This is a genomic window from Streptococcus pseudopneumoniae, assembly GCF_001072375.1.
Lineage (GTDB): Bacteria > Bacillota > Bacilli > Lactobacillales > Streptococcaceae > Streptococcus > Streptococcus pseudopneumoniae_L.
The window spans coordinates 21606-38527 of the sequence record NZ_JVKV01000068.1 but is presented as its reverse complement, the minus strand read 5'-3'; the positions used below and the strand labels follow the sequence as shown (position 1 = coordinate 38527).

The following is a 16922-nucleotide window of genomic DNA, read 5'->3' as shown; positions in this document are numbered from 1 at the left end:
CGTTTTGCAGACCAAACATCCAAGCAGTCTGGCAAACGTTTTGTACTTGTTGTGTCGTAACCTGTTTTTTCATAAGCAAGGAGAAGACCAGCTTTTGGATCAAGAGCTTTTGTAGCTGGAAGTCCGTACTCAGGGTCAAGAAGCATAGATGAAGCGTATTTTGTCAATTCATCCGCTACCAATACTTTAAGTTCTTCCATTTGAGCAACTGTTGGCTCTTCTGTTTGGTATTGAGCCATGAGGCGTTTCAAAGCACCACGTTGGTCAAAGGCGAGAGCTGAGATGATACCATTCTCATCAGAGAGTTTTTGCATACAAGCAAGTTTATTTGGGCTTAATGTTAATTTACTCATAGATTCTTCCTTATTTTTCAAATTCGTGAATAATGACACCTTGAACGACACGGTTAACTGTACCTGTAGGTGATGGTGTATCTGGTCTGTTACCAACTTTAAGTGAAGTCAAGAGAGCAAATAACTGACCATAAACGATGTAAGGGAAGAGACGGTAAACATCATTCAGAACCCCACCGCATCCAAGTGCTACTTCCTTCACATTTTCAAGTCCAAAGGCTTGATCACTCAAGAGAACAACTCGACGAGCAATTTGGTCGCCAGCAACTTCACGAACCAAGTCTAAGTCATACTTACGAGTGTAATCTGTTGTAGTACCAAATACCAAAACGACTGTATCTTCGTTGATAAGAGATTTTGGACCGTGACGGAAGCCAACTGGACTTTCATACATAGTCGCGACTTGACCAGCAGTCAATTCCAAAATTTTAAGCTGGGCTTCGTGAGCAAGTCCGAAGAATGGGCCCGCACCTAGATAAATCACTCGGTTAAAGTCTAGGTCAACCAACTCTTTGACATCTGCCACATTGTCAAGAACTTTGCGAGCTAAACTAGATAGCACGTCGAAACGTTCAGCTTTAACAGCAAAGTCTGTCGGATCAAATACCAAGAGCGCTGTCAACATCATTGAAGTGAAGCTTGAAGTCATGGCAAAGCCAGCATCGTTAGAAGCAGCTGGTTGCAAGAGCAAGAGGTTGCGGTCATCACCATGCGCTTGGAGAGCCAATTTCCCTTCAGCTGCACATGTGATGGTCACTTGATAAAGCTCATCAACCAAAGCCTTGGCCAAGTCAACTGTTGCCACACTCTCAGGTGAGTTCCCGCTACGCGCGAATGATACCAAAACAGTTGTCACATCTTTTTTCAAATAAGTTTGTGGGTTTGCTACAATATCAGTTGTCGCGATAGCATTGAAATTCCATTTACGTTCATCATACACTTCCTTAAAGTAAGGAACCAGAGTATCACCTACATAAGCAGAAGTCCCAGCACCAGTCAGGATAACTTTGATGTAGTCATGTTTGTCAGCAATTCCTTGCAAGAAGGCTGCAATTTCATCACGTCGTGCTTGATAAGCTTCAAAAGCATCTTTCCAAACGTCTGGTTGTTGGTAAATTTCGCGAGTTGTGATTTCTGCCCCCAACTCAAGCAAATCTTCTTTTGTATAATCTAGCATTGAGTTCCTCTAATCTATTATTATATTGTTTTTTATTTAAAATATGGGAATGGGAGTAAGCCCCATTCCCATTTATATTCTATGAAATATGTTCTAACAGTATTTCTGTTATTACATCTTATTCATCTTCATCGTCGTCGAAGCTTGCCAATAAATCATTAACTTTGACAATGCTTTCTGAAGCACGACTCTTATAGTCCGCATCGATACCTGTTAGGCTTGCATTGATAAATTCAATGACCATCGGAAGGTTCATTCCTGCATAAAGCTCAATGTCACGACCTTCCATAATCAGACGGCTCACCACATTACATGGTGTTCCACCAAGGAGGTCAGCAAAGACTAGGAAATCATCCAAACCTTCGACAGCGGCTTCAAATTTCGCAGTGAAATCTTCTGGTCCATCTTCTGGAAGAAGAGCTACCGCATGAATGTTGTCTTGTGGACCCATAATCATTTCTGTGCTACCTTTAAGTTCTTCACAGAAACGACCGTGACTCACTAAAATCAATGATTTAGTCATAAATTATGCGCCCATTCCAAGTACAAATTTACCGATGAATGAAAGTCCAACTGCAAGAGCAATGATGATACCGATTGCTTTAGTTGAGTTCATACCTTTCTTACCAAGCAACCAGAAGATGAATGCTGTGAAGATTGCTGGAAGCAAGCGTGGGAAGATTGAGTTCAAGATATCTTGGAAGTCAATCATCTTTTCACCGATTGGCAATTTGTATGAAATTTCAAAGTTGATCATTGTTGCTACAAGAGCACCCATCATGAATACACCAAGTACAGATGCAGCTTCAATCAAAGCTGTCAAAGTGCTTTGCATGTTGTTGATAAGGTTAACCCCTTCTTTGTATGCAAATTCCAATTGTTTCCAACGGAAGATGTCATACGCTACTGCAACTGCGATCCAAAGGAAGATACCCCAAGGTTGACCAGCGATAGCCATTGTTGCAGCGATAGATCCCATGATAGCAGGTACAAGTGAACCAAAGATAGTATCTCCAAGAGGAGCGAATGGCCCCATCAAACCAGTCTTGATACCGTTAACCGCATCTTTTGAGCCAACGCCATCTTTTTCTTCCATGGCAAGGTCAAAACCAGCGATGATTGTGTGGAAGAATGGTGAAGTGTTGAAGAATTGAGTATGAACTTTCATCATTTCTTTCAACTCAGGAGTTCCATCTCCATACATTTTACGCAATTGTGGCAAGATCATGTAAAGGTAACCTGATGCTTGCATACGTTCGTAGTTCCATCCCAATTGGAAAGTGAACAAGCTACGTTTGTTAATTTGATTAAAATCTTCTTTTGTTAATTTGTAATTAGAATTCGTCATCTTCAATTTCCCCACTTTCTGATGGTGTAGAAGGTGCTACTACAGCAACTTTCTGGCTGTTCTTGAAGTGAACAACTGCAAGGAAGATACCTACGATAGAGACACCGATCATAGACAAACCTTTGAAGTTGTTGGCAAAGCCAATTTTTTCAGCAACGTCAGCAGGAAGAGTGCCAATGAGACCAGCAACTGCTCCACCAAGACCTGTTACGTATGAGTAAAGTACAGTCAACATAGCTGTCAAACCGAATCCCATAGCAAGGTAGTGAAGGTTACGTTTAACTGGAAGGTAACGAAGCAAGATAGCGAATCCAAGACCTGGAAGCATACGACCTGCAAGAGTCAAACCGTCTGCAACCCATTGGAATTCTTTAACAAAGTTTACAACTGCTTGTACGAATTCTCCACCAAAAGCAAGAGCGAAGAATACTGGAAGGGCACGAGAAGCAGCCCATGGAAGCGCACCAAGAAGGTAGTTACGTTCGATTCCTTTGTAGTCAAAGCGTTCGATCGCAGCATCAATACGGTGTGCGAAGAATGTAGTAGTCATACGACCAAGTACGTCGAAGTAAGTCAAAAGTGCCGCTACTGGTACAGCGATTGTAGTGATCGCAAGGTCAGTTTCGATACCTTGTGAAACTGAGAAAGCAGTCGCAAGAACCGCACCAGAAGTTGCGTCGATACGAGAAGCACCACCAAAGGTACCTACCCCAAGTACGAACAACTGCAAGCTACCACCGATAAACAAACCAGTTGTCAAATCTCCCATGATTAAACCAGTAATGAAACCAGCGAATACAGGGGAACCTGCAGAAGAAACGATCGTCAACTCATCACAGATTTGATAAGCTGAGTACAAAGTGAGAAGTAAAATTTGCCACCATTGTATCATAACAATGACCTCCTAAAAATTTTTTCCTATTTTAATAAGCTCAAAAAGTCTGAAACTGGATCATTTGGAACCATTTGAGCAGTAAGTTTAACACCTTTTTCCGCCAATTTGTGAAAATCTTCTACGTCTTTATCTACAACGTTGATTGAACGTGTGATAGAACGAGTTTCTGGTGTTTGAGACATGTTGCCGACATTGACTGTTTCAAGCGGTACGCCTGCTTCTACCAAACCGAGGAAACGGTCAGGTTTGCGTGCTACAATCAAAAGACGTTGGCTATCATATTTTCCAGCAAGGATATTGGCTGCAGCTTTTTCAACTGGCAAAATGCTAAGTTTTACACCTGGTGGTGTTGCAAGTTTCAAGCCGCTCTTTTCAACATCGTTGTTAACAACTTCATTGTCAACGACCATGATACGTGAAACATTAAGTTTAGCAGACCAAAGGTTTGCTACTTGTCCGTGGATCAAACGTCCATCGATACGGCATCCTACAATTGTCATAAATTTTCCCCCTTTATATGTTTTAGTGTAGGTTTACGAGTTAAGTGTATGTGATCTTTATATTCCCCTTCAGTTTCAAAGATAATGATGCGGTTAGCACCTTCTTTGAGATAGCTGTGCGGAATATAAAGCGATAAGGTTGGACCAACATTCCAGAAACGTCCAAGATGATGGCCATTGACATAGGCAATCCCTTTACCAAACTCAGATAGTTCTAAGTAGGTGTCCTTCGGAGCCTCAACTTCAAAGTCATAGGCGTAAAAAGCAGGTTGTCCTTCTGTCCATCCTTTTGAGAAATCAATCTTTTCAGGATTATCTAGTGGAAGCGAATAGTGTTCCCAGTTCAGCATGAAGTGTAGGTCTTTGCAGACACCTGTACGAATCCCTTTTCGTTGTGTATCTGCTAGGAACTTATGCCCGTAATTGACACGCCCCATATTTTCTACCAAGACATCAAATCGAGAGAGCGCTTTCTTTTCTCCTTGATAGAAGATGTCCTCACCAATTTCTGTCTGGTATTGAGTTGCGACCCATTTACCATCTACAAATAGCTGAGCTCTGTCTCGACCGTCAATGATACGGATACGTTCTTCTTCTGCATCCCAACTAGCTTCTGTACGATAGAGTAGATAACCGTAGCTTTGTCCCAACTCTTCCATTTTCTTAGGATAGAGACTTTTAGTTGGACTTGTTAGGCTATCCAAGGTTTCAAATAGAGAAACTTTCTCGACCAGTGGAATGTTTTCAACTTCCATGCTCTCTTTGTAAAGCGGTTCTAATTGTGGATACTCAGGATAGTAAGTCTCCATCATTTTCTTAACTGCCATGTATTTAGCAGTTGGATTCCCAGCTTCATTAAGGAGAGCGTCATAATCATAAGATGTTACTTGTGGTAAATCAATAGTTCCTCGAGCTGAACAACCATTCATAAAACCAAAGTTGGTTCCACCGTGGAACATGTAAAGGTTGATAGAGCCTTGCTCCAGTACCTCATGTACGGCTTCTGCTAACTCCTCTGGCTCACGCGTAATGACTGGTTCTTTCCATCGGTTAAACCATCCATCCCAGAATTCCATACACATGAGTGGCCATTTCTTGCCATACTCATCAAAGAACTCTTGCATTTGCGAGAAGTTAAAGTTAGCTTTTGAACCAAAGTTCCCTGTCACAAAGAGATCATCTTCAATCAAGGTACCAGCTTTCAGAGTTGCTCGCCACGGACCATCAGATGTAAAGAGCGGACAAGTCACTGAACGTTCTTCCATCAATCGACGAATCTCACGCAAGTAGGTTTTGTCCTCACCGTATGAACCGTACTCATTTTCAACCTGCATCATGAGGATGTTACCACCATTATCCAACAATCTTGGAACAAAACGTGGAAGTAAATGATCATAGTAGCGTCCTACCATTTCTATAAAGGCTGGATCAGAGGAACGGATTCGCATGTCTTTATTTAAAAGCCATGCTGGTAAACCACCGAATTCCCACTCTGCACAGATAAAGGGAGATGGCCGAACAATAGCATACAAGCCTAAGTCCTGAGCTGTCTGAAGAAATTTTTCAATATCAAGATTGCCTTCAAAATTGAAGTTTCCCTCAGTTGGTTCATGTAAATTCCAAGCGACATATGTTTCAACAGTGTTAAAACCTAAAGCCTTGAGATTGTACAATGAATGATACCAGTCTTCTTCAGGAATTCTAAAATAATGAATGGCACCAGATAAAATTTTGAATGGTTCCCCATCTAGGTAAAAATCATCCTCAATTTTAAACCTTGTCATTTTACCACCCCATACTTTTCCGTTTGCGCTTTCATTTGTTGTTATATTAAATGATAAACTAATGAATCCATCTTGTCAATAGATTTTTCGAAAATTATTTAAAATTTTTCTTTTTTTTACTGAATTGTTTTCTAAAATTCTTGTAAAAAAATTTTTTTCTTAAATATTTTCGATCTAGATAGCATAAATGTATGAGTTTATAACCGTAAATAATATGTAAGTCAATCACTTAGAATATTATTTTATTTTTTTACATTATTTACTATCATTTTCAAACTATTTATGGTAAAATCGAAGATGGAGAAGGAAAAAATGAGGTAAAAATATGGCAATTCCAAAGTATCAATATATCAAAGATGAATTGAAAAACAAAATCATTTCAGGTCAATTTGCAAGTGGCGACAAGTTCTACACTGAAGCAGAATTGATTGCAATGTATGACGTAAGTTCGATCACTGTTGTTCGCGCCTTAAACGACCTTGCTAAAGACGGTTATATTGTCCGCCAACAAGGAAAGGGAACCTTTGTGGCTCGCGCTCGCAAGCACAAACTCGTAGAATTTTCTGATGTAGAAATTTTTGAAACCAAGGACGATAAAGTCACTGTTCTTTCCATTGAACGCGGTAACGATCTTAACTACTTAGAAAAATTGGGATTGCGTGGCGATCAATTTTATTACAAAATCGAACGTATCCGTGAATCTAACGGTGTTACTTATATCTACCACACATCTTATATCCCTGAACAATACATCAATGCAAACTATCCAAATCTTGAATACTATAGTTCTATCTATAATCGTTTCAAATTGGACTACCACATTCACATGAATGACGAGCATTTTGAAGAAATCAATGAAATTATATTTCCAACTCCAGAACATGCTGCTTCTATCCTAGGAATCGACGCTCAATTCCCAACTGTTCTCCAAACCAAGACAACTAAACTTGAGTCAACCGGCCAAGTGTTGGAATACATTGAAACTTACAAACGTTCTGATTTCTATAAGATTAAATTTATCTCATGTGATCGCGATCACTAAACTTAAAAGTCTGAGACAATTGTTTCAGGCTTTTCTGTTTTTCATTATAGCACGCCAGCTTTTAGTAGGAAATATCAAATGACTTTAAACTATAATTTGGAGAAATTTTACTAAAAACAGAGCAAAAATTGAAAAGCAGTTCAAATTAAATAACTTCTTATATTTTTTATAGGTATTTTATTAAAATACTTGACTTTACTAGATTCAGATAATACAATGGAATTAGTTTGTGAAAACGCTACCAAAACAATAAATTAGGAGGTTATTTAATGAAACCAGAAAATAAACAGCGTTTCTCTATTCGTAAATACGCAATCGGAGCAGCTTCTGTCTTGATCGGCTTTGCCTTTCATGCACAAGCTGTTGCCGCTGATGGAGTCGTACCTACTGCAACAGAGAATCAACCTACTATCCAAGCCGCAGAAGAGTCGTCTCCACAGGCCAGCGAAGAAAAACTTGAAACTAGTCCTACACCAGAAGCCGTAGCTCCTGCAGCTCCAGTGACACCTGTAACAAACACTGAAGCACCAAAAGTTGAAGCTACTCCTGCACCTATTGTAGAAAAAACTGTTACAACCGAAGAAACTCCAGCAAAACCAGAAGTAACTGAAGAAGCTAAGCAGCCAGAACCAGAAAAGGCAGAAAACAAAGAAGTTGCTAAAGTTGAAGCTCCTGTAGTCGCTACAGAGAAAGCAGCTCAAGTCAATGAAAAACTAGCTAAAAAGAAAATCGTTTCAATCGATGCAGGGCGTAAATATTTCTCTCCTGAACAACTGAAAGAAATCATCGACAAAGCCAAACACTATGGCTATACTGATCTTCATCTCCTAGTCGGAAATGACGGCTTGCGCTTTATGCTAGATGATATGTCCCTAACTGTAGGAGACAAGACTTATGCGAGCGACGATGTCAAACGCGCTGTTGAAAATGGAACAAACGCCTACTACAACGATCCAAACGGCAATCATCTAACTGAAAGTCAAATGACCGACTTGATTAACTATGCTAAGGATAAAGGTATCGGCCTTATCCCATCTGTTAACAGTCCTGGTCACATGGATGCTATCCTCAATGCCATGAAAGAACTGGGTATTGAAAAGCCTAACTTTAACTATTTTGGTAAAGAATCAGCACGTACTGTCGACCTTGACAATGAAAAAGCAGTTGCCTTCACAAAAGCTTTGATTGATAAGTATGCAGGCTACTTTGCTGGTAAATCTGAAATCTTCAACATCGGTTTGGATGAGTACGCTAACGATGCTACGGATGCTAAAGGATGGAGCGTTCTTCAAGCCTATAAATGGTATCCAGAAGATGGATTCCCAGACAAGGGCTATGACAAATTCATCGCCTATGCTAATGACCTAGCTCGTATCGTCAAATCTCACGGTCTAAAACCTATGGCCTTCAATGACGGTATCTACTATAATAGCGATACAAGTTTTGGTACCTTTGACAAGGACATCATCGTCTCTATGTGGACTGGTGGCTGGGGCGGTTACGATGTCGCTTCTTCTAAATTACTAGCTGAAAAAGGACACGAAATCCTCAATACTAACGATGCTTGGTACTACGTTCTCGGCCGTAATGCTGACGGGCAAGGTTGGTACAACCTCGATCAAGGATTGAACGGTATTAAGAGCACACCGATTACTTCTGTACCAAAAACAGAAGGAGCTGATGTTCCTATTATCGGTGGTATGGTAGCGGCTTGGGCTGATACTCCATCTGCTCGCTACTCTCCATCTCGTCTATTCAAACTCATGCGTCAATTCGCAAACTCAAATGCTGAATATTTCGCTGCTGATTACGAGTCTGCTGAACAAGCTCTGAAAGAAGTGCCAACAGACCTTACTCGATACACAGAAGAAAGTATTGCAGCCGTTAAAGAAGCTGAAAAAGCCATCCGTGCTCTCGATAGCAACCTTAGCCGTGCTCAACAAGATACTATTGATCAAGCGATCGCAAAACTCCAAGAAGCTGTTAGCAACTTAACCTTCACTCCAGAAGCTCAAAAAGAAGAAGACGCTAAACGCGAAGTTGAAAAACTAGCTAAGAACAAGGTCATCTCTATCGATGCTGGACGTAAATACTTCACGTTAGACCAACTTAAACGCATCGTAGATAAAGCCAGCGAACTCGGTTACTCTGACCTTCACTTGCTCCTTGGAAACGATGGACTTCGCTTCCTACTTGATGATATGAGTATCTCAGCAAACGGCAAGACTTATGCAAGCGACGATGTGAAAAAGGCCATCATCGAAGGAACAAAATCTTACTACGATGATCCTAACGGAACTACTTTGAACCAAGCTGAAATCACTGAGCTTATCCAGTATGCTAAGGACAAAGGTATTGGACTAATCCCAGCTATCAATAGCCCAGGTCACATGGATGCTATGCTTGTCGCTATGGAAAAATTAGGCATCGCAAACCCTCAAGCTAACTTTGACAAGGTTTCAAAAACAACTATGGACCTTGAAAACGAAGAAGCAATGAACTTTACAAAAGCCCTTATCGGTAAGTACATGGACTTCTTTGCAGGCAAGACTAATATCTTTAACTATGGTACAGATGAGTATGCTAATGACGCTACCAATGCTCAAGGTTGGTACTACCTCAAGTGGTATGGTCTCTACGGCAAATTTGCTGAATACTCTAATAGTCTAGCTGCCATGGCTAAAGAAAAAGGTCTTCAACCAATGGCCTTTAACGATGGCTTCTACTACGAAGACAAGGATGATGTTGAGTTTGATAAAGACGTTATCATCTCTTACTGGTCTAAAGGCTGGTGGGGTTACAACCTTGCGTCTCCTCAATACCTAGCAAGCAAAGGCTATAAATTCCTTAACACGAATGGAGATTGGTACTACATTCTCGGTCAAAAACCAGAAGATGGTGGTGGCTTCCTCAAGAAAGCTATTGAAAATACTGAAAAAACTCCATTTAACCAACTAGCATCAACTAAATATCCTGAAGTTGACCTACCTACTGTTGGTAGTATGTTAGCTATCTGGGCTGATCGACCAAGCGCAGAATACAAGGAAGAAGAAATCTTTGAACTCATGACTGCTTTTGCAGACCACAACAAGGACTATTTCCGTGCTAACTACAAAGCGCTACGCGAAGAACTTGCTCAAATCCCTGAAAACTTAGAAGGATATAGCACAGAAAGTCTCGACGCTCTCAAGGTTGCTAAAGACGCTCTTAACTACAACCTCAATCGTAATAAACAAGCTGAGTTAGATACACTTGTAGCTAATCTCAAAGCTGCTAGACTTGGTCTTAAACCAGCTGCCACTCACTCAGGAAGCCTCGATGAGAGTGAAACTGCTGCTACAGTTGAAAATCGACCAGAGCTTCTTGTTAAGACAGAAGAAATTCCGTTTGAGATCGTTAAGAAAGAAAATCCTAACCTTCCAGCAGGACAAGAGAAAGTCATCACTGCTGGTGTCAAAGGAGAACGTACTAAGTATCTTTCAGTTGTGACTGAAAATGGCAAGCAGACAGAAACAGTTCTTGAAAATCAAGTAACGAAAGAAGCTGTCAATCAAGTTGTCGAAGTTGGAACATTAACAACACATGTAGGAGACGAAAAAGGTCAAGCTCCTGTTGCAGATGCAAAACCACGTGTTGTGATCGAGGACGAAGAAATTCCATTTACAACGATCACTCGCGAGACTCCTTCGCTACCTAAGGGACAAACTCGTCTAGTAACTGCAGGTGTCAACGGTCGTCGTAGCCATTTCTACTCTGTGACTACTGCTGCTGATGGATCTGAAGTTAAAACATTGGTTACTAGCGTTGTAGCTCAAGAACCAGTCGCTCAAGTGATCGAAGTTGGCAACCCTGTCACTCATGTCGGTGATGAACATGGTCAAGCAGCTATCGCTGAAGAAAAACCAAAATTAGATATTCCAAATGAACCAGCTCCAGCAACTGTTCCTGTTGAGGAAAACAAAGCTCTTCCTCAAGGCCCAGCTCCTGTAGCAAAAGATAATAAACTTCCTGAAACAGGAAGCCAAGGTTCAGAATGGTTGATTGCTACTGGTCTTATGACTGCTCTCACAGCTTATGGACTTAGCAAGAAAAAAGATTAAGCACAAATAAAAAGCGGGACAAAAGTCTCGCTTTTTTGTTTTATTGTTAGTCACCCAAACCGATGCGTTCGAAGATGTCATCCACTCGTTTAGTGTAGTAAGTTGGGTTGAAGATTTCGTCAATTTCTTCTTGAGTGAGACGTGAAGTTACTTCTGGATCTGCTTCAAGAAGTGGTTTGAAGTCTACTTGGTTGTCCCATGATTGAGCAGTCTTTGGTTGAACAAGGTCGTAAGCTTGCTCACGCGTCATACCTTTTTCAATCAAAGCAAGCATAGCACGTTGGCTGAAGATCAAACCAAATGTAGAGTTCATGTTGCGGATCATGTTTTCTGGGAAGACTGTCAAGTTCTTAACAATATTTCCGAAACGGTTGAGCATGTAGTCAATCAAGATGGTTGTATCTGGTGCGATGATACGCTCAGCTGATGAGTGAGAGATATCCCGTTCGTGCCAGAGGGCTACGTTTTCATAAGCTGTTACCATGTGACCACGGATCACACGCGCAAGACCCGTCATGTTCTCAGAACCGATAGGGTTACGTTTATGAGGCATTGCTGAAGAACCTTTTTGACCTTTAGCAAAGAACTCTTCCACTTCACGTTGTTCAGATTTTTGAAGACCACGGATTTCCGTTGCCATACGCTCGATAGAAGTTGCGATGCTGGCAAGAACTGCAAAGTACTCAGCGTGAAGGTCACGAGGAAGGACCTGTGTAGAGATTTCTTGAGCACGGATACCCAATTTATCGCAGACGTATTTTTCAACGAATGGTGGGATGTTGGCAAAGTTACCAACCGCACCAGAAATCTTACCAGCTTCCACACCAGCAGCTGCATGCTCGAAACGCTCGATGTTACGCTTCATTTCACTGTACCAAGTCGCTAATTTAAGACCAAAAGTTGTAGGCTCAGCATGCACACCGTGGGTACGACCCATCATGATGGTGAACTTGTGCTCCTTAGCCTTATCAGCGATGATGTTGGTGAAGTTTTCAAGATCACGACGGATGATGTCGTTGGCCTGCTTATAGAGGTAACCGTAGGCCGTATCCACCACATCAGTAGAAGTCAAACCATAGTGAACCCACTTGCGCTCTTCACCAAGCGTCTCAGAAACCGCACGTGTGAAAGCCACCACATCGTGACGAGTCACCTGCTCAATCTCCAAAATACGGTCGATGTCAAAGTCCGCCTTCTCGCGAATCAAAGCCACATCTTCCTTAGGGATTTCCCCCAACTCAGCCCATGCCTCGTCAGCCAAGATTTCCACCTCAAGCCAAGCACGGTATTTATTTTCTTCAGTCCAAATGTTCGCCATCTCAGGGCGAGAGTAACGTTCAATCATGTTTAATTTTCCTTTCTTTTGATGTTTCACATCAGTTAGCAAGCGGCAATCACTTTATTCAAATTCTTCTTTCCCAATCCATACAGATGGATAGTGATTGAGTGTATTCAAATCCGTATCCAGTGGGACATCATAGATGGCTAAATAGTTTTCAGGATATTGAGCAACTAGCTCTTCATACTTAGCTTTCACCTTTTCGTGATCACTACTAGCATACAAGACTTCGACGACTGCTCCAGTATTATCTTTTTCAACAAATGCGTTGACAATGAGTTGTATCATAAAACCACCTAAATCGAAATACACTTCATATTTGCTTTCAGAATAGGCATCTTTACATTTAACTCCTGACCGGTCTGATAAACACTTTGACAACAATAAAAGATGTCCTGTTTATCATTGTGCAAAGTCATAATTTTTCGGGTCAGCTCATTTTTCGCAAACATGACTTTCATGGCTTTACCTGCTATCCAAGCCGGAATTTTGTAAGGTAAGAGTTCTGCCTTATAAAGGTTCAAATTTACCCCACGCGCTTCTACGACTTTCAAAGCCTCTCGAATGGCCTTGATGGCCAATGATAATTCAGAAGAACTATTCATCAAGTTCAAAGCCAGTTCTTCTGGATTTTCCAAATTTCCTGAGCGAGCAGCTGTCGAAGTGACACCTGCGTTAATCGCCATGTGAATCCAAATCCACTCGACCATATCATGAGGCACTTCCCACTTCAAATCTGCAGAAACTAGTAAAGCCGTCAGATCAGCATAGTTAGAAATGTGTGCTTTTTGCTCACCTTCTAGCATTAAATGGTCGAACAAGACACCATCCAAATGGTTCTCCTGCATGTGACCACCCGCTGTCGGAAAGGCCAAAATATAGTCGTAATCCCCTGCCCACTTTTGGACCTCTTTTCGAGTATCCCAGAAATTACAGAAGAAAACAAGGGTGCCTTTGATATTGTTTTTTCGCAAGGTTTCCACAGCTTCTTTGACAAGCCCATGACGCACACTGAGAAAAATAAAATCATATTCCGAATGAGCTTCCGCCACATGAACCTCATAGATATCATGCTTATTCTCACCTTTGGAATGATAGCGACCATCTAGCAGATCAACTGACAACTCCTTCGGTGCATTGTTTTTCTTACTATCTCTCAGTACGTGTTCCACTTGATGGCCTGCTTTTTGAAAGGCGTAGGCATAAGTGGTCCCGATCACTCCGAGTCCTAGAATCGCTATTTTCACTTAAAAATCAATCCCTTTCCCAAACTCTTCCACACTATCCGGCACATCACTAAACAAAGTCACATGTCCCATCTTGCGGTTGTGCTTTGCCTCTATTTTACCATACATGTGGAGGTGGGCGCTTGGATTTTCTGTGACATATTGTTCAGCAGCCTCGACATGCTGGCCGAGGACATTGAGCATGACGGCTGGGGCATGCAGGTGGATAGCTGGCAATGGTGTTCCCAGAACACCGAGAATATGGGTATCAAACTGCGAGAAGTCACAGGCTTCAATCGAGTAGTGGCCAGAATTGTGTGGACGTGGCGCAATTTCATTGACAATGATGTCATCAGCAGTCGCAAACATTTCCACACAGAGCGTTCCAGATAGCTTGAGCTGTTCTGCAATTCGCACTGCCATAACTTTAGCTTTTTCTGCTAAGCTTGCTGGAATGCGAGCAGGCACAATGGTCTTTGAAAGAATGTTGTTGCGGTGGATATTTTCCTGAACTGGGAAAACTGTCACGTCCTTACCATTACCTGACACGATGACAGAAATCTCAAGGTCAAAGTTGACAAATTCTTCTAAAACACAGGCTGCTGAGTCTGCTAGCGCATAGGCTTCTTCCAAGTCTGCTTCCGAGCGAATGACCTTTTGCCCATGCCCATCGTAGCCACCAGTCGCGGTCTTGAGGACATAGTTTTTCGACAGATCAATATCTGCCAAGTCTTGGCTTGAGGTCACAACCTTGTAAGGTGCAACGGTGACTTTGGCCTTGTTTGAGAGAAAGTCCTTCTCAAAGATTCGATTTTGAGAGATTCGGAGTAGGTCTGTCCCTTGTGGAAGCTGACCATCCTTGATAACGGCATCCAAACCGTCGGCATCCACATTTTCAAACTCATAAGTGAGAACATCACATCGGTCTGCCAACTGACGAAGAGCGTCCACATCATTATAAGGAGCCACGATGATCTCCGCCACGCGAGAGGCCGGACAATCCACTGCAGGATCCAACGCGATAACCTTGTGACCCATGTAGATAGCAGAAATGGCCATCATCTGACCAAGCTGACCGCCACCAATAATTCCGATTGTTTTAGATGAGCTCATTTGTAGACTCCTCTGCGATTTTTCCTTGTTCTTCTGCGAAATCAGCCAAAGCTGTCGCAATAGCCTGGTCCTCTACTGAGAGGAGACGGAGGGCAAAGAGAGCAGCGTTGGTCGCACCTGCTTCACCTATAGCCATAGTTGCGACTGGTACGCCTCCCGGCATCTGAACGATAGAGTAGAGAGAATCCACACCGCTAAGCGCACGAGACTTGACGGGCACACCGATGACTGGAAGGGTTGTTTTCGCTGCTACCATCCCTGGCAAGTGAGCAGCGCCACCAGCACCTGCGATGATGACCTTGATGCCACGGCTACGTGCTTCTTCGGCATGTTTGAACATGAGGTCTGGTGTACGGTGTGCGGAAACAACTTTCTTTTCGTAGGCTACACCGAAGCGGTCTAGGACTTCTGCTGTTTTTTGCATGGTTGCCCAGTCGGATTTTGAGCCCATGATGATGGAAATTACTGGTTTCATTTTTAATCCTTTTTCTTCCTTTTTTTGACAATCACCTTAGGTTGTGAGGGACGGCAGCAGCCACCAAAGGTGTCTCATGCCTAAATCGGAAGCCCAAGGTCTTCCGATTTCCCTGAACGATTGGCTTATAATCCAATCGTTCTTTCACAACGGCGATGATTGCTCTATATCAGCTCGCTAATGCTCGTAAATTAAACGACCATTATCGTGTTTGGCGACTGCGTCGCTTTTTCTTATATCTTTATCGAATTGCCTTACTACCAATATCGTTTCGATAGAAGAGGCCTTCTGTGTTTTGTTTGTTGAGTTGGTTGTAGATAATGTTTTGGCCGTCTTTGACAGTATCTGCTGTGGTGACCAGCATGTAGACACGTCCTCCGTTTGAGAGGAGGTCTTGGCCATTTTCAGCGAATTTGGCACCGGCATAGTAAGTGATGATGTCACCCTCTGTCTTGGCTGGAAGTTTGACACCTTTCTCATAAGCGAGTGGGTAGCCGTTTGATGCTACAACCACACCTAGTGTCACACCCTTGTCCGTCCAAGTGATGGCTGGCTCTTTGCCATCCAAAATGTCAGTAATGTTTTGCGCAAAGTCAGATGTCAAACGAGGCAAGATGATTTGCGTTTCAGGATCTCCAAAGCGAGCATTAAACTCGATGACTTTGGGTCCATCAGCTGTCAAGATAAGCCCTGCGTATAGGACACCAAGATAGGGGCGCCCTTCTTTAATCATCCCTTCGAGGACTGGCTTGACAATAGTCTCCACTGCCGTATCAACTACACTCTGTGGTAAGTGTGGAACTGGCGCATAAGCACCCATCCCACCAGTATTAGGACCCTTGTCGCCATCATATGCACGTTTGTGGTCCTGAGCCGTTGGCATGATGTAGAACTTGTCCCCATTGACAAAGGCAAAGAGAGAGAACTCTTCCCCGTCAAGGAATTCCTCAATGACTACACGCGCACCTGAATCACCGAATTTATTGTCTAAAAGCATCTCATGAGCGGCTTCGACGGCTTGCTCAACTGTCTCCGCAACGACGACACCTTTCCCAAGGGCCAAACCATCCGCCTTGACGACGATTGGAGCGCCTTTCCCCTCGATGTAGGCCTTGGCTTCCTCGAAATCTGAAAATGTCCCATAGGCTGCTGTCGGAACGTCGTATTTGACCATGATTTCCTTGGCAAAATCCTTGGACCACTCCAGCTCAGCCGCAGCCTTTGTCGGACCAAAGGCTTTGAGACCAGCTGCATTGAAATCATCCACGATACCAGCTGCAAGGGCGTCATCTGGACCGATAAAGGTCCAAGCAATGTCATTTGCTTTTGCGAAGTCAATCAGCTTAAAATGTTCGGAAATAGAGATATTTACCAAATCCAAACCATCTAAGGTCATCCCGTCATTCCCAGGAGCCACGAAAACTTGCTCAACGTCTTTAGACTCCAACAACTTTTTGGCAATCGCATGCTCACGACCACCTGAGCCGACAACTAACAGTTTCATCCATCAACCTCTTTTGCGAATTATTTACTAACATTATACCATAAACGTTCGTTTTAATCTTGTTTC

The 16922-nt window shown here is 42.5% G+C and carries 15 protein-coding genes and 1 pseudogene; 2 read left to right on the top strand and 14 right to left on the bottom strand.

Annotated features, from left to right (window positions below; all coding sequences use genetic code 11):
• The 7 genes and pseudogenes from ADH31_RS05315 to ADH31_RS05285 form a co-directional block, all read right to left on the bottom strand.
• A pseudogene (locus ADH31_RS05315) lies at positions 1-353 on the bottom strand (tagatose-bisphosphate aldolase); the annotation flags it as partial.
• 10 nt (positions 354-363) lie between these two features.
• Positions 364-1530 carry an SIS domain-containing protein gene (locus ADH31_RS05310; RefSeq protein ID WP_049509365.1) on the bottom strand — a complete coding sequence of 389 codons (1167 nt, stop codon included), beginning with the start codon at positions 1528-1530 and terminating at the stop codon, positions 364-366.
• Between the two features lie 118 nt (positions 1531-1648).
• Positions 1649-2053 (bottom strand): PTS sugar transporter subunit IIA, encoded by a 405-nt coding sequence (locus ADH31_RS05305; protein ID WP_080980076.1) that lies wholly within the window; start codon positions 2051-2053, stop codon positions 1649-1651.
• Positions 2054-2056: 3 nt separating this feature from the next.
• Positions 2057-2878, bottom strand: coding sequence for a PTS system mannose/fructose/sorbose family transporter subunit IID (locus ADH31_RS05300; RefSeq protein WP_049509363.1), 822 nt, complete (start codon positions 2876-2878; stop codon positions 2057-2059).
• Complete coding sequence (locus ADH31_RS05295; RefSeq protein ID WP_049509361.1) at positions 2865-3770, bottom strand: PTS mannose/fructose/sorbose/N-acetylgalactosamine transporter subunit IIC; 906 nt, start codon at positions 3768-3770, stop codon at positions 2865-2867. The genes ADH31_RS05300 and ADH31_RS05295 overlap by 14 nt, the downstream gene beginning before the upstream one ends.
• A gap of 26 nt (positions 3771-3796) precedes the next feature.
• Positions 3797-4273, bottom strand: a complete 477-nt coding sequence (locus tag ADH31_RS05290) for a PTS system mannose/fructose/N-acetylgalactosamine-transporter subunit IIB (protein ID WP_045762519.1) — start codon at positions 4271-4273, stop codon at positions 3797-3799.
• Positions 4270-6057: a glycoside hydrolase family 35 protein gene (locus tag ADH31_RS05285; RefSeq protein WP_049509358.1), complete on the bottom strand. Its 1788-nt coding sequence runs from the start codon at positions 6055-6057 to the stop codon at positions 4270-4272. The genes ADH31_RS05290 and ADH31_RS05285 overlap by 4 nt, the downstream gene beginning before the upstream one ends.
• Before the next feature lie 325 nt (positions 6058-6382).
• Here ADH31_RS05285 and ADH31_RS05280 point away from each other — a divergent pair, with 325 nt between their 5' ends.
• Both ADH31_RS05280 and strH read left to right on the top strand, forming a co-directional pair.
• The gene (locus ADH31_RS05280) at positions 6383-7099 is read left to right on the top strand and encodes a GntR family transcriptional regulator (RefSeq protein ID WP_001007178.1); all 717 of its coding nucleotides are present in this window, start codon (positions 6383-6385) and stop codon (positions 7097-7099) included.
• Positions 7100-7368: 269 nt separating this feature from the next.
• A complete protein-coding gene (strH, locus tag ADH31_RS05275) occupies positions 7369-11199 on the top strand; it encodes an LPXTG-anchored beta-N-acetylhexosaminidase StrH (protein ID WP_049509356.1) in 3831 nt (1276 codons plus the stop codon).
• 46 nt (positions 11200-11245) lie between these two features.
• Here strH and purB read toward each other — a convergent pair whose 3' ends face one another.
• The 7 genes from purB to purD form a co-directional block, all read right to left on the bottom strand.
• A complete protein-coding gene (purB, locus tag ADH31_RS05270) occupies positions 11246-12544 on the bottom strand; it encodes an adenylosuccinate lyase (RefSeq protein ID WP_049509354.1) in 1299 nt (432 codons plus the stop codon).
• 54 nt (positions 12545-12598) lie between these two features.
• Complete coding sequence (locus tag ADH31_RS05265; protein ID WP_049504613.1) at positions 12599-12826, bottom strand: hypothetical protein; 228 nt, start codon at positions 12824-12826, stop codon at positions 12599-12601.
• A gap of 8 nt (positions 12827-12834) precedes the next feature.
• Entirely contained in the window at positions 12835-13785 is a 951-nt protein-coding gene (locus ADH31_RS05260) for a ketopantoate reductase family protein (protein WP_049504611.1), read from the bottom strand.
• Entirely contained in the window at positions 13786-14877 is a 1092-nt protein-coding gene (gene purK, locus ADH31_RS05255) for a 5-(carboxyamino)imidazole ribonucleotide synthase (protein WP_049509352.1), read from the bottom strand.
• The gene (purE, locus tag ADH31_RS05250) at positions 14864-15352 is read right to left on the bottom strand and encodes a 5-(carboxyamino)imidazole ribonucleotide mutase (RefSeq protein WP_000805604.1); all 489 of its coding nucleotides are present in this window, start codon (positions 15350-15352) and stop codon (positions 14864-14866) included. The genes purK and purE overlap by 14 nt, the downstream gene beginning before the upstream one ends.
• Before the next feature lie 31 nt (positions 15353-15383).
• Positions 15384-15500, bottom strand: coding sequence for a phosphoribosylaminoimidazole carboxylase (locus tag ADH31_RS10250; protein WP_080980075.1), 117 nt, complete (start codon positions 15498-15500; stop codon positions 15384-15386).
• A 93-nt stretch (positions 15501-15593) separates the two neighbouring features.
• Positions 15594-16856 (bottom strand): phosphoribosylamine--glycine ligase, encoded by a 1263-nt coding sequence (gene purD, locus ADH31_RS05245; protein WP_049509351.1) that lies wholly within the window; start codon positions 16854-16856, stop codon positions 15594-15596.
• Between the last annotated feature and the right edge of the window lie 66 nt (positions 16857-16922).

What these genes read in the sequence shown, in the direction of transcription:
- ADH31_RS05310 (WP_049509365.1), bottom strand. Translation starts at nt 1,530, where the DNA reads ATGCTAGATTATACAAAAGAAGATTTGCTTGAGTTGGGGGCAGAAATC.
- ADH31_RS05305 (WP_080980076.1), bottom strand. Translation starts at nt 2,053, where the DNA reads ATGACTAAATCATTGATTTTAGTGAGTCACGGTCGTTTCTGTGAAGAA.
- ADH31_RS05300 (WP_049509363.1), bottom strand. Translation starts at nt 2,878, where the DNA reads ATGACGAATTCTAATTACAAATTAACAAAAGAAGATTTTAATCAAATT.
- ADH31_RS05295 (WP_049509361.1), bottom strand. Translation starts at nt 3,770, where the DNA reads ATGATACAATGGTGGCAAATTTTACTTCTCACTTTGTACTCAGCTTAT.
- ADH31_RS05290 (WP_045762519.1), bottom strand. Translation starts at nt 4,273, where the DNA reads ATGACAATTGTAGGATGCCGTATCGATGGACGTTTGATCCACGGACAA.
- ADH31_RS05285 (WP_049509358.1), bottom strand. Translation starts at nt 6,057, where the DNA reads ATGACAAGGTTTAAAATTGAGGATGATTTTTACCTAGATGGGGAACCA.
- ADH31_RS05280 (WP_001007178.1), top strand. Translation starts at nt 6,383, where the DNA reads ATGGCAATTCCAAAGTATCAATATATCAAAGATGAATTGAAAAACAAA.
- strH (WP_049509356.1), top strand. Translation starts at nt 7,369, where the DNA reads ATGAAACCAGAAAATAAACAGCGTTTCTCTATTCGTAAATACGCAATC.
- purB (WP_049509354.1), bottom strand. Translation starts at nt 12,544, where the DNA reads ATGATTGAACGTTACTCTCGCCCTGAGATGGCGAACATTTGGACTGAA.
- ADH31_RS05265 (WP_049504613.1), bottom strand. Translation starts at nt 12,826, where the DNA reads ATGATACAACTCATTGTCAACGCATTTGTTGAAAAAGATAATACTGGA.
- purK (WP_049509352.1), bottom strand. Translation starts at nt 14,877, where the DNA reads ATGAGCTCATCTAAAACAATCGGAATTATTGGTGGCGGTCAGCTTGGT.
- purE (WP_000805604.1), bottom strand. Translation starts at nt 15,352, where the DNA reads ATGAAACCAGTAATTTCCATCATCATGGGCTCAAAATCCGACTGGGCA.
- purD (WP_049509351.1), bottom strand. Translation starts at nt 16,856, where the DNA reads ATGAAACTGTTAGTTGTCGGCTCAGGTGGTCGTGAGCATGCGATTGCC.